The sequence below is a fragment of the Vibrio sp. HDW18 genome, from assembly GCF_011306175.1.
Classification (GTDB): domain Bacteria; phylum Pseudomonadota; class Gammaproteobacteria; order Enterobacterales; family Vibrionaceae; genus Vibrio; species Vibrio chanodichtyis.
Genome location: NZ_CP049913.1, coordinates 202,404 through 215,325, shown reverse-complemented (window position 1 = coordinate 215,325; position 12,922 = coordinate 202,404). Strand labels below are relative to the sequence as shown.

At 46.0% G+C, this 12,922-nt stretch carries 11 protein-coding genes and 4 tRNA genes; 12 read left to right on the top strand and 3 right to left on the bottom strand.

Annotated elements, in window-relative coordinates:
* Window positions 1-7 precede the first annotated feature (7 nt).
* The 6 genes from uvrC (at window position 8) to G7083_RS00915 (ending at window position 3,092) form a co-directional block, all read left to right on the top strand.
* Window positions 8-1,831: an excinuclease ABC subunit UvrC gene (gene uvrC, locus G7083_RS00940; RefSeq protein ID WP_166013153.1), complete on the top strand. Its 1,824-nt coding sequence runs from the start codon at window positions 8-10 to the stop codon at window positions 1,829-1,831.
* Window positions 1,832-1,878: 47 nt separating this feature from the next.
* Window positions 1,879-2,436 (top strand): CDP-diacylglycerol--glycerol-3-phosphate 3-phosphatidyltransferase, encoded by a 558-nt coding sequence (pgsA, locus tag G7083_RS00935; protein WP_166013152.1) that lies wholly within the window; start codon window positions 1,879-1,881, stop codon window positions 2,434-2,436.
* Between the two features lie 268 nt (window positions 2,437-2,704).
* Window positions 2,705-2,778 (top strand) — tRNA-Cys (locus G7083_RS00930).
* Between the two features lie 2 nt (window positions 2,779-2,780).
* Window positions 2,781-2,856, top strand: a tRNA-Gly gene (locus G7083_RS00925).
* Between the two features lie 63 nt (window positions 2,857-2,919).
* Window positions 2,920-3,006 (top strand) — tRNA-Leu (locus tag G7083_RS00920).
* Window positions 3,007-3,016: 10 nt separating this feature from the next.
* Window positions 3,017-3,092: transfer RNA gene (locus G7083_RS00915), tRNA-Gly, on the top strand.
* Between the two features lie 177 nt (window positions 3,093-3,269).
* Here G7083_RS00915 and G7083_RS00910 read toward each other — a convergent pair.
* Entirely contained in the window at window positions 3,270-4,553 is a 1,284-nt protein-coding gene (locus tag G7083_RS00910) for a DUF5666 domain-containing protein (RefSeq protein WP_166013151.1), read from the bottom strand.
* A gap of 84 nt (window positions 4,554-4,637) precedes the next feature.
* On the opposite strand from G7083_RS00910, the gene G7083_RS00905 reads away from it, so the two are divergent.
* The 3 genes from G7083_RS00905 to G7083_RS00895 all read left to right on the top strand — a co-directional run bounded on the left by G7083_RS00905 (window position 4,638) and on the right by G7083_RS00895 (window position 7,052).
* Window positions 4,638-5,306 carry a response regulator transcription factor gene (locus G7083_RS00905; RefSeq protein ID WP_166013150.1) on the top strand — a complete coding sequence of 223 codons (669 nt, stop codon included), beginning with the start codon at window positions 4,638-4,640 and terminating at the stop codon, window positions 5,304-5,306.
* Window positions 5,278-6,543 carry a HAMP domain-containing sensor histidine kinase gene (locus G7083_RS00900; protein ID WP_166013149.1) on the top strand — a complete coding sequence of 422 codons (1,266 nt, stop codon included), beginning with the start codon at window positions 5,278-5,280 and terminating at the stop codon, window positions 6,541-6,543. The genes G7083_RS00905 and G7083_RS00900 overlap by 29 nt, the downstream gene beginning before the upstream one ends.
* Before the next feature lie 119 nt (window positions 6,544-6,662).
* On the top strand, window positions 6,663-7,052 hold the full coding sequence (locus tag G7083_RS00895; RefSeq protein ID WP_166013148.1) for a NirD/YgiW/YdeI family stress tolerance protein: 390 nt from the start codon (window positions 6,663-6,665) through the stop codon (window positions 7,050-7,052).
* A 103-nt stretch (window positions 7,053-7,155) separates the two neighbouring features.
* Here the strand turns inward: G7083_RS00895 and G7083_RS00890 are convergent, their stop codons facing one another.
* The gene (locus G7083_RS00890) at window positions 7,156-7,629 is read right to left on the bottom strand and encodes a peroxiredoxin (protein ID WP_166013147.1); all 474 of its coding nucleotides are present in this window, start codon (window positions 7,627-7,629) and stop codon (window positions 7,156-7,158) included.
* A 312-nt stretch (window positions 7,630-7,941) separates the two neighbouring features.
* Window positions 7,942-8,427 (bottom strand): GNAT family N-acetyltransferase, encoded by a 486-nt coding sequence (locus tag G7083_RS00885; RefSeq protein ID WP_166013146.1) that lies wholly within the window; start codon window positions 8,425-8,427, stop codon window positions 7,942-7,944.
* A gap of 290 nt (window positions 8,428-8,717) precedes the next feature.
* Between G7083_RS00885 and pheS the strand changes: the two genes are divergently transcribed.
* The 3 genes from pheS to ihfA all read left to right on the top strand — a co-directional run bounded on the left by pheS (window position 8,718) and on the right by ihfA (window position 12,844).
* The gene (pheS, locus tag G7083_RS00880; RefSeq protein WP_166013145.1) at window positions 8,718-9,701 is read left to right on the top strand and encodes a phenylalanine--tRNA ligase subunit alpha; all 984 of its coding nucleotides are present in this window, start codon (window positions 8,718-8,720) and stop codon (window positions 9,699-9,701) included.
* A gap of 26 nt (window positions 9,702-9,727) precedes the next feature.
* Window positions 9,728-12,115, top strand: a complete 2,388-nt coding sequence (gene pheT, locus G7083_RS00875) for a phenylalanine--tRNA ligase subunit beta (RefSeq protein ID WP_166013144.1) — start codon at window positions 9,728-9,730, stop codon at window positions 12,113-12,115.
* Window positions 12,116-12,547: 432 nt separating this feature from the next.
* Complete coding sequence (ihfA, locus tag G7083_RS00870; protein ID WP_166013143.1) at window positions 12,548-12,844, top strand: integration host factor subunit alpha; 297 nt, start codon at window positions 12,548-12,550, stop codon at window positions 12,842-12,844.
* Window positions 12,845-12,922 lie beyond the last annotated feature (78 nt).

The following is a 12,922-nucleotide window of genomic DNA, read 5'->3' as shown; positions in this document are numbered from 1 at the left end:
GTCGGTCGTGTTTGACAGTACCCATTTTTTAAAGACCGTTACTCATCAGCCCGGCGTGTACCGTATGTACAACACTGAGGCTGAAGTGATTTATGTCGGTAAAGCCAAAGATCTCCAAAAACGCCTCACTAGCTATTTTCGAAAAAATCTCGACAATGAAAAAACCAAGGCATTGGTCAGCCATATTGCCAAGATTGATGTCACGGTGACTCATACCGAAACGGAAGCACTGATCCTTGAGCATAACTACATCAAGCAGTATTTACCGAAATACAACGTACTGCTGCGCGATGATAAGTCATATCCCTACATTTTTTTAAGTGCTCATCAACACCCACGTCTTGCTGCTCATCGTGGTGTGAAAAAACGCCGTGGAGAATATTTTGGGCCTTACCCGGATTCAGGGGCGGTGCGCGAAACATTACATTTGCTCCAAAAAATTTTCCCAGTGCGTCAGTGTGAAGATACGGTATATAGCAATCGTACTCGCCCTTGTTTAATGTACCAGATTGGGCGCTGTGCAGGCCCTTGTGTTGCAGGCTTGATCAGTGAGCAAGCCTATCAGGACATCGTCAATTATCTGCGTCTTTTTTTACAAGGTAAAGATAAGCAAGTGCTGTCGATACTGGTGGAAAAAATGGAGCTGGCGAGCCGTGAACTGCGTTTTGAGGATGCAGCGAAAGCGCGTGACCAAATCCAAGCCATTCGCCGTGTTCAAGAACAGCAATTTGTCTCGGATGAGAGTTTAGAAGATTTGGATGTGCTTGGTTTTGCACAACAAAATGGTATCGCATGTATCCATATTTTGATGATCCGTCAAGGTAAGGTACTTGGCAGTCGCAGTCATTTCCCGAAAATTCCGGCCGCCACTTCGCAGCAGGAAGTGTTTGAGAGTTTTCTGAGCCAGTATTACTTAAGTCAGCATGAAGCTCGCACGATTCCGACCCGGATCATCATCAATCAAGATCTCGCGCAAGATACAGACGCAATACAAACTGCGATCAGTGAGTTAGCTGGACGTAAAGTGACGTTGCATACCAACCCAAGCGGAACTCGTGGCCGCTATTTAAAACTGGCCAATACCAATGCACAGACTGCGATTACCAGCAAACTTAATCATAAGTTGACCATCAACCAACGGTTTAAAGCTCTACAAGAAGAGTTAGGCATGGAGGCTATCTCACGCATGGAGTGTTTTGATATCTCACATACGATGGGGGAAAGTACCATCGCCTCTTGCGTGGTGTTTAATCCAGAAGGGCCGGTTAAATCAGAATATCGGCGTTACAACATCACTGGCATTACTGGGGGGGATGATTATGCCGCGATGGCGCAAGTGTTGGAACGTCGTTACAGCAAACAGCTTGATAGCACGAAGATCCCAGACATTATTTTTATTGATGGTGGCAAGGGGCAGCTCAACCGGGCTTATGAGATCATTTCTTCCTGCTGGCAAGACTGGCCTAAGTATCCAAAAATTATCGGTATTGCCAAAGGGGTAACGCGGAAACCTGGTTTGGAAACCCTGATCACGATTGATGGCGATGAGTTCCATTTACCCAGTGATGCGCCAGCGTTGCATTTGATCCAACACATTCGTGATGAAAGCCATAACCATGCGATTAGCGGACATCGAGCGCAGCGTGGCAAAACGCGTCGTACCAGTACTCTGGAAGGGATTGAAGGTGTTGGGCCAAAACGGCGACAAGCACTACTGAAATATTTAGGTGGTATGCAGGAGCTCAAGCGAGCTTCTGTTGAAGAAATCGCCAAAGTGCCGGGGATTAGTCGCGCATTGGCAGAAATCATTTATCAAACATTGAAACAATAAGAAAAATATCGCAACATTAACCCGCCTTCGAAAAGAGCCTATAAATTATGCGTTTTAATATTCCTAATCTTCTCTCTCTGCTCAGATTATTTTTGATCCCAGTTTTTGTCGTGATCTTCTACTTGCCTTTTGAATGGGCGCCATTTGCTGCCGCGATGGTATTTTGGGTGGCTGGATTTACCGATTGGTTAGATGGGATGTTAGCGCGAAAATTAGGTCAAACCTCGCGTTTTGGGGCATTTATCGATCCCGTCGCGGATAAAGTGCTGGTGGCTGCTGCACTGATTTTGATCACCGAACATTACCATAACATTTGGATCACCATTCCTGCGGTTACTATGATTGCCCGTGAAATTATTATTTCGGCTTTGCGTGAATGGATGGCAGAAATCGGCAAACGCGCGAGCGTTGCGGTATCTTGGGTTGGTAAGTTTAAGACGTTAACTCAGATGTTTGCCTTGTGGGTGCTGATTTGGCGCTATGACGATTGGATGATTTGGCTTGGCTATATCGCCATTTATGTCGCGACCGCACTAACCTATTGGTCGATGGTGCAGTATTTGGCGGCAGCCAAAGATGATCTGCTTAATGAAGAGCATCACTAAAAAACGGGCGTAAGCCCGTTTTTTTATCGCATTAGTTAATGCCTCTCATGCTCGATAGATCGCGTGATAGATTGAGCGGCTAACCGATTTATCTTCATAAAAAACGGACTTTTTTTGCTATTAAAGTGAGCAGGTTTGATGTTTTTGCACGTTAAATAGTCAAACGATTCGAAAGGCAAAAAAATTGTATTGACTCAATAACGTGAATGCGTAGAATGCATCCCCGTAGTCAGGCAGTTATCGAAAGCGATGCGGTTTGAATTACAGCGGCGCGTTGGCAGAGTGGCCATGCAGCGGATTGCAAATCCGTGAACCTCGGTTCGACTCCGGGACGCGCCTCCATTGCGACACTAGCTCAGTTGGTAGAGCGCAACCTTGCCAAGGTTGAGGTCACGAGTTCGAACCTCGTGTGTCGCTCCAAGTTTAATGATATGGCGTTAAGCGGTATCAAAGATGGTGTCTTCCATCGCAAAGATTTTGCGTGCCCTGGTGGTGAAATCGGTAGACACAAGGGATTTAAAATCCCTCGACTTTCGAGTCGTGCCGGTTCAAGTCCGGCCCGGGGCACCATCTCCATTTCGCGACACTAGCTCAGTTGGTAGAGCGCAACCTTGCCAAGGTTGAGGTCACGAGTTCGAACCTCGTGTGTCGCTCCAAATAAAAAACCCAGCCTTAGGCTGGGTTTTTTATTGTCATTTCGCAACCATCGCATGGTCTATTTTGAGTTGGTACAATAGCCTATAAAAAATCGGCAGCGAGAAAAGCTCTATGCTGCCGATTTAAGTTTAGTGGTTTAGCAACCTATTTGTGACTTAATCATCTCCCTTTGTCACTTAATCATCTTTGCGGCAATTGAAGATGTCGTTACCAATGAAACCACATTCAACGCTAATCCATTGGCCGTTAAATGCTGTTAACGATTCATCACTGGCCGTGTAGCCCCACAATTGGTTGTTGGTCACTTGGCCGGCTAACTCAACATCATGATCTTGCTGTTCAACATCCACTTCTTTAGCGAGCCATTGACCATCGGCTAATTGGATGCCTTCAATTTTAATCCACCGTTGGTTAATCGTTGCTAAGCTTAAACCTGCCTCAAACTCGGTTCGTGCATCGATAACAAACGAAAAGCCATTGATTTGCAGTTGGCTAGATCCAGTATTATCGGTTATTAGCTCAGCCATACCCTCAAGTTCAAACGACTGAGTGAGATTTGGTATATTTGAGTTACTGGAATCTTCAAATTCGATTTCTTTGGCCCACAGACCATCGGATTGTGCTTTAACCTCGACTTCAACCGATCTGCCGAGCTGCAGATCGCTCGCTTGACCATCATCAAATTCCGTGCGGGCGTTGACATAAAGGCGAGTGTGACTATTCAGCTCAAAGCGAGTTTTTTCATCATTGATCCAAGTTACTGTGCCGGCTATTTCTAGATCATCAAAGAGTGAGCTATCATTTGTGCCATCCACCTCTACTTGATAGGCTGTAAATAACCGACCATCTTGACTCAGTTGACCTTCGACCTCTACCCAAGCTCCCTCAATCAGGTTGCCTTCTAATTGAGCATTCTGGTAGTTGATGGTGAGTGTGTCAATTTGAAATTGATTATTGTCCAGTGCGGAAACTCGGCCTTCAATCTCAGCTTGATCAGCAAAATCAATCATATTAATTGATTCAACCTGCCAAGTGCCACTATCCGTCGGATAGCCATTTACCGCAACCCACTGACCTATTTGATATTGGCTAGCGGATTTAACGTTTAGAAGTATCCCATTGACGGTAATATTGTTTTTAACACGATCAATGGCGCTAATGGCTCCGACCAGAGCTGGATCGAAAGTGATGGCTTGTGCTTGTTGATCTTTACTGATCAGTTCTAGGCGCATCCCAACTTGAATGGCCTCTGAACGGATGGGCTGCTGTTGATAGCGAATATCAGCATTCGCAATATTGATCCGCTGACCATTAATGGTGATCTGCTGATGATTGGCAGATACGTTACTTACCGTTCCGATGATTTTGGTTGCTAGCGTGGTGGGATGATGGTTTGATGAGTCACTCCCGCCACAGGCGGTTAATAATAATGTGCCAATGGCTACTAAGTATTTGTTCATTTTGCTACCATTTTGTTTAGTTGAGTCAATGGCGCGCATCTTAGCTGGAGCAACGTCAAGTAAACGTGAAGAAATGAAAAAGTTATGAAAGTATTAATTGTTGATGATAGTCATGATGTTATAGAAACAATTGCCGATTACTTAACCCTAGAGGGGTTTATCGTTGATTGTGCTTATCACGGTGAAAGTGCCTTGCAGCTTATCGAACGTAATCATTATGACATTATTGTTATGGATATCATGATGCCCAAATTAGATGGGATTAATACGGTTAAACAATTGCGGCAAGAGCGGTTGTGTACGACACCCATTTTATTTTTAACCGCGCGAGACAGTCTGCAAGATAAAATCGATGCCTTTACCTCTGGCGGTGATGATTTTTTAAATAAACCTTTCGCGATGGAAGAGCTATGTTTACGGCTACGCTCACTGCATAATCGTGGTCCACGTTTAGATGTTGGCAATTTGTGTTTTGGTGAAATTAGCTTAAATATGGCGACACAAACGGTGTATCGTGTTGGATTGCCGATCAAACTGAGTAAAATTCAACGTACTATTTTGAGTTTGCTACTCAAAAATGCTCCTGCGATTGTCAGTAAAGAGCAGGTGATCAATGCCGTATGGGGGGATGACACTCCGTACAGTGATGCACTTCGTAGCCATATTTATGGTTTGCGCAGTGCATTAGATAAAGGTTTTACTGATTCAAAACTCGAGACGATACATGGCCAAGGCTACCGATTGCTCCCCTAAGCGCTTACCCAGCTTATACAATAAAATCCGGCTGACATTTTTGCTGCTCACCAGTCTTATGTTCGCGATTTTCTGGAGTTTAATTTACATCGCTGAAGAGCAGATTGAGATCATCAGCTTAGAGCATAAATTAGCTACGGAAACTCGTGAATATCAGCGCAACTATCAACGATTTGGTGATAAAGCCCCGTTACCTGATGTTCATGAGCTGGCCACATATTGGAGCAAAGAATCACTACCAGATTGGTTACAAGCTTATCAGCAAAGTGGTTTTTATGAGCATCAATTAGGCGAAGAAGATAAGCATTTCTTGATTTCTGCTCATCCATCAGGGCAGGGCTTACTGTATGTGGTTTATCAAGATGATGCGGATGATTTTTTGGATAATTATGAAGATCGATTGCATCTGTTGGTTTTGTCGCTTGGGGTTGGGCTATTGCTGTTTATCATCGCTTATGGTTTGTATTTTGTGCGGCTATTGTCAGCACCTTTTTTGGACATTGAACGTAAAATTAGTGGACTATCACCGGAGCAGCCGGCATTTGTCCCCTCGACACCTTACCGAGAGACTCGCCATATAGAACAAACCCTATTGGAAAATAAAGCTCATATTGCTGCTTATTTTACAAGGGAGCAGGAGTTTAGTCGGTTTGCTTCCCATGAACTGCGCACCCCGATCATGGTGATCCAAGGTTCGACGGAATTATTAAAAAAAATACCGCGCGCAACGACTGAAACGCAGCAACGGATTGTTAACAAAGCCATTACGCGGATTGATTATGCCGGGCAGCAAATGAAAACCCTCACCGAAGCCTTTTTGTTATTAGGCAAAGCACAGATTGAAACACAACATTATGATCACATTGACTTGGCCGCTCGATTGGAGCAACTGGTCGATGAAATGGCGCGCAATTTTGTTAACCAGCAACTGAGTTATCAACTGGTGGTAAAACAAAACGCAATGATTTGGGCGCCAGTGAGTTTTGTGGATATTGTGATTGGTAATTTGATCAAAAACGCCTTTAACTATAGTGCGGGTGATATTGAAATTAGATTGGAAAATAGTCAGTTAACTATCATAAACCCACTTGATAGCTCTAGTGTGGTGTCTTCAGGTTATGGATGTGGCTTAATCATTGTTGAGCGTATTTGTGAGCGGATGGCGTGGTTATTTACGCGGCAAACCCAAGCTGAGCAGTATTGGGCAACGATTGATTTCATCGACAACCATGCTTGATAAGGAAGAGTCGGCTTTGAATCATCGACAATCTTCACGATTGCTTCACGTCTGGTTTGGCATGCTGTGCACCGTCTATTATGTTGCAAAATTAACCTCAGTTAACTAAGGAGATTCAGATGGGTAAGATTGGCTTAAGTCTTTTAGCGATTGTTTTAGCCTTGAGTGCGAGCGTTAGCCAAGCGGGATTTCAAGCAAACTCTGATCAAACTCAGGGGCAAGGCGGCTTTCAAGGCCCAAGTGCACGACAAATTATTCGTGATGTGGTGAGTGCACTTAATGCCAGCGATGATACCAAAGTTGAATTAATCGGGCATATCATGACGTCAGTTGGCCATGATGATTATATTTTCCGAGACGCAACAGGGGAGATCAAAGTGGAAATTGATGATGAGCTTTGGCGAGGGCAAACGGTCACCCCACAAACTCAAGTGATGATCCGAGGTGATGTGGATAAAGATTGGTCTGAAGTGACGATTGATGCTGACTTGATTGACATTATTCAATAAACCTAGACAAGTAGCCAAACGGATACCTATTGGCTACTTTTTGATTGCTCAGTAACCTCGATACACAGCTAGCTAAGCGCATATATGGGGATATAGTGCTTGTTTACAACTGGGCTAACACTACTTCAGCTTTACTGACTTCAAACGATTTCGGTGCTTCAACATTGAGTAGCGTGACAACACCATCATCAATGATCATCGCATAACGTTGTGAACGGACACCGCCAAAACCAGCGGTCTCCATCTCTAAGCCGAGTGCTTTAGTAAAGCTTGCGTCACCGTCAGCCAGCATCATCAATTCAGAAGCATTATGCGTTTCTCCCCATGCATGCATCACAAAGGCATCATTCACCGCTACACAGGCAATCATATCGACACCTTTAGCTTTAAATTGATCGGCGAGTACCACATAACCAGGTAGATGCTCTTCAGAGCAAGTTGGCGTAAAAGCACCTGGCACGGCAAACAGTACCACTTTTTTGCCAGCAAACAGTTCGGTGACTTGATGATGAATCACCCCCTGTTTGGTAAGTTGGCTTAAGGTTGCCGCAGGTAATTTTTGATGTTGAGCAATCATATCTCTTCCTTTAGTTAGCGTATTGTTAGCCTAATAGAGGCCGAAACTGGCTCGCTTCGGCCCTTTGCCATCATTAGTAAAACAAGGGTATAGATTCAGATTCAAACTTATTGCCGTTGAATAATCCGTCTTACTCCACCTAGTCTTGGTATTATGCACTGGACATATTAAGCGTAGACCAATTCCCTGCCGTACGGCGGGCTTTATCATAGACAATGACCCCAGCTAGGCAGTTGCACGAAATGATGAGCACAGAAGTTGTTTTTCGACCTTAAAGTGACCAGTATCGAGTCGCTATCGATTTAACGTTGCTTAGCGTAGCGATTTAAACATCCAGACATCGCAGCCGTTATGCCCACTCCCAACCAGAGGTTGAGATAAATGTTCAAAGCCAAGTTGTTGATAGAGCCTGATGGCTTGAGTCATGCAAGAAAGCGTATCTAGATAACATGCGGTATAACTTTGCTGTTTGGCAAAATTCAAACAGTGCTCACTGAGTGCTCGTCCGACACCATGTCCACGCGCAGTCGGCAATAGAAATAGCTTTTTCAATTCACAAACATTAGTATCTTGAGCAAAAGCAGCAATCCCACCACCACCGACCACGATTCCATTCAGCAGTGCCACAAAATAAGCGCTGCGTTTTTGTACATGATAGTGTTGGCTCATGGCGAGCACTTCGGCATCCGATGGACCAAAGCCTTCACCAATCGCACCAAACTCCGCACCGACTGTTTGGATAATTTGGCAAATAACACCATCAAATTCTGGGCGAATAGGGATAATTTCCAGCGTCATGAACAGATTCCTTGAGATGATTTTTTACATACTGATGAGGTTTTTTAACAGGTCTGAATAGGTTGTCAATTCTTCTACTTTAGCCAAACAGAAGTAAGTGCATGAATAATGCACCAATAATGCATACAGCACAGATTTCAATTTGGCTTTAATCCTCGCTTTCGGTACTATGTACAGCTATTTGAAAACCCCAACAATCCCTTACGGTGACACTCTATTGATGGTCTTGCCACCATCAAAGACCCACTCGGGCTCCTAAAGGAAACTGCTGATTGGCAGACGAGGAAACGATGCAACATCTACAAGAGATTATTGCTAATGCGACTACTGCGGCGAATGCTGCACAGTCGCTGGTCGCACTCGATGAAGTGCGTGTTCAGTATCTGGGCAAAAAAGGTGAGTTAACCTTACAATTGCAAAGTCTGGGCAAACTACCACCGGAAGAGCGCCGTACGGCAGGCCAAGAAATTAACGTGGCGAAAGAAGCGGTGCAAAAAGCACTAGCTGAGCGCAAAGATGCGCTGCAACGCGCTGAGCTGGAAGCTAAATTAGCGGCTGAAACCATCGACGTGACTCTGCCGGGTCGCCGCATTGAAAATGGCGGTTTGCACCCAGTGACTCGTACCATCGAGCGGATTGAAAGCTTCTTTGGTGAGCTTGGCTTTACGGTTGAGTCTGGCCCTGAAATTGAAGATGACTTCCATAACTTCGATGCACTGAACATTGCCTCTGATCACCCAGCACGTACCGATCACGATACTTTCTTCTTCAATCCGAAATTGATGTTGCGTACCCACACTTCTGGCGTGCAAATTCGCACCATGGAAGAGCGTCAACCACCACTGCGTTTCATCGCACCTGGCCGTGTTTACCGTAACGACTACGATCAAACCCATACCCCAATGTTCCACCAAGTGGAAGGTATGCTGGTTGATGAAAACGTCAACTTCGCACAGTTGAAAGGCATCCTGCATGACTTCCTGTGTAACTTCTTCGAAGAAGATCTGGAAGTGCGTTTCCGTCCTTCTTACTTCCCGTTCACCGAACCTTCAGCGGAAGTGGATGTGAAAGGCAAAAACGGCAAATGGCTAGAAGTGCTAGGCTGCGGTATGGTGCATCCAAATGTACTGCGTAGTGTAGGCATCGACCCTGAGAAATACTCAGGCTTCGCGTTTGGCATGGGCGTTGAGCGTTTAACTATGCTCCGTTACGGCGTGAATGACCTGCGTGCATTCTTTGAAAACGATCTGCGTTTCCTAAAACAGTTCAAGTAATTCAGGGTTCCCAAGAGGTATAGACAATGAAATTCAGCGAATCATGGCTTCGTGAGTGGGTTAACCCAGCAATTACCACTGACGAATTAACCCACCAAATTACAATGGCGGGTCTGGAAGTGGACGACGTACTGGCAGTGGCTGGTGTGTTCGATGGCGTAAAAGTGGGTCACGTGGTGGAGTGTGCTCAGCACCCTGATGCCGACAAACTACGAGTAACCAAAGTCGATGTCGGTGAAGCAGAGCTGCTGGACATCGTGTGTGGTGCGGCCAACTGTCGTCAAGGTCTGAAAGTGGCGGTGGCAACCGTAGGTGCGACGCTACCAGGCGATTTCAAAATTAAGAAAGCCAAACTGCGTGGCCAACCGTCACACGGTATGCTCTGCTCATTCTCTGAGCTAGGTATTGATGTTGAATCGAACGGCATTATGGAACTGGCGGCAAATGCACCGATTGGGATGGATTTTCGCGATTTTCTGTCACTGAATGATGTGACGATCGATGTGGATTTGACCTCTAACCGTGCGGATTGTTTCAGCCTGCGTGGTCTGGCTCGCGAAGTGGGCGTACTCAACCGTGCTGATGTGACTGAACCTGCGGTCAACGCGATGGCGGCGACCATTAATGATGCGATCGCGATTGACGTGCAAGCGCCTGCGGCGTGCCCACGCTACCTTGGTCGTATCGTGAAGAAGGTTAACGTTCAAGCGTCAACCCCATTGTGGATGCAAGAAAAACTGCGTCGCTGTGGCATTCGCTCGATCGACCCTGTGGTTGATATCACCAACTTTGTGATGTTAGAGCAAGGCCAACCGATGCACGCGTTTGATCTGGCCAAGATTGAAGGCGGTATTGTAGTACGTATGGCTGAACAAGATGAAGCGCTGACGTTACTTGACGGCTCACAAGCCAAACTCAACGCCGATACGCTAGTGATCGCCGATCAACAAAAAGCATTGGCGATTGCCGGTGTGTTTGGTGGCGAACATTCTGGTGTGAGCAGCGAAACTCAAGATGTCTTGCTGGAGTGTGCGTTCTTCGCACCCGATCACATCCGTGGTCGTGCTCGTAGCTACGGCTTGCATACCGATTCTTCTATGCGTTTTGAGCGTGGTGTGGATTATGCACTGCAACACACTGCAATGGAGCGCGCGACACAGCTATTGGTTGAGATCTGTGGTGGTGAAGTGGCTCCAGTGGTCGCCGCTGAGTCTGAGGCGGATTTACCTAAACCAAACCAAGTGCCACTGCGTCGTAGCAAACTTGATCAACTGCTAGGTCATGTGATCCCTGATGCGGACGTGGTAGAGATCCTTGAGCGTTTAGGCATGAAGGTTGAAACCGGTTCAGAAGGTTGGCAAGCGACTGCGCCAACTTGGCGTTTTGATATTGCGATCGAGCAAGATCTGGTGGAAGAAGTTGGTCGTATCTATGGTTACAACAACATTCCTAACCAAGCACCTATCGCGGCGTTGAACATGAACCTGCACAACGAAGCGAAATTACCGCTGAAGCGTGTGCGCGATTTGCTGGTTGACCGTGGTTACCATGAAGCGATCACTTATAGCTTTGTGGAGCCTGAGCAGCAAAAACTGGTGGTACCGGGTATTGATGCGTTGATCCTGCCGAACCCAATTTCTGCTGAAATGTCGGCGATGCGTTTGAGCCTGATCCAAGGTCTGCTCAATACTGTGGTGCATAACCAAAAGCGTCAGCAACCTCGTGTTCGTCTGTTTGAATACGGTCTTCGTTTTATTCCTGATGCGGCGGCTGAAAACGGCATGTGCCAAGAGCCAATGCTGGCAGGGGTCATTTCTGGCGCTCGTGGTGAAGAGCACTGGAATATGGAAACCGCGACAGTGGATTTCTTCGATCTGAAGGGCGATCTGGAAGCGGTGCTTGAACTGACCGCGAAAGGCAAAGCCTACAGCTTCGCGGCCACTTCGCATCCTGCATTGCATCCTGGCCAAGCGGCAGCGATTATGGTCGATGGTCAAGCGGTCGGCGTGATTGGTACGGTTCACCCAGAACTTGAACGTAAGTTTGGCCTTAACGGTCGTACTATCGTATTTGAGATTGAGTGGAACGCGATCAACACTCGCGTGATCCCAGAAGCGGCAGCGATTTCTAAGTTCCCAGCCAACCGCCGTGATATCGCGTTGGTGGTCGATGGCAATATTGCTTCTGGCGAAATTGTTGAGGCATGTCGTGTTGCTGGCGGTGAGTTGCTGCAAGAGGCCAAATTGTTTGACGTTTACGTAGGTAAAGGTGTTGCCGAAGGTAATAAGAGCCTCGCTATCGCACTGACTCTACAATCGGTTGAACGCACGCTCGAAGAAGCGGATATTGCTGCGGCGGTTGAAACGATTGTGCAAGCGGTATCGGCTCAGTTTGGTGCGGCGCTGCGCGACTAAAAGTAAGCCACTTGTGCTGAATAAGATAAGACAGGCTCCTAGGAGCCTGTTTTTTATCATGGCAATGTGCAACTTTGCCAACAACCTCCTGATTTTTAGATGAAACTCAGAAAAAATTTTTGGCGTATCGGTAAAAATTATCTACGCTAAATAGGGATGAGGATTGGAAATCTATTTTAGTGATAATGATGTAAATAACTAAAAATGCAGATTTTTTTATACTTATCACTTAAGAGAGAGTAAGTGATTTGTGGAAAGGGTGGTCGGTTGTGGCTTTTTGAATCGCTGAGTGTGTAATAAAAAAGTTGGCGAAAATCAGAAGGTTGGCATACACTTTCACTGTTCGGCAATTAGGTGATTGATTGGCCGAACAAAATTGCTTTGGCGCTGCCAACCAGCAGCAAGGTTTAACTTAGCTTTGAGGGAAGTTTTATGGCGCTCACAAAGGCCGAATTAGCTGAAGCCCTGTTCGAAAAGCTCGGCATGAGCAAGCGGGATGCCAAGGATACGGTTGAAGTGTTTTTTGAAGAAATTCGTAAAGCACTAGAAAGTGGCGAACAGGTAAAACTCTCCGGTTTTGGTAATTTTGACCTACGAGATAAAAATGAACGTCCGGGTCGAAACCCAAAAACGGGTGAAGATATTCCGATTACCGCTCGACGTGTCGTAACGTTCCGCCCAGGGCAAAAATTGAAAGCCCGTGTCGAGAACATCAAGATCGAACAATAAGACCGAGCAAACAAGAGACCACGCTTATGCGTGGTCTTTTTGCTTTAGGTCGATTCTACTTTAAGTCGTTCGTTTGAC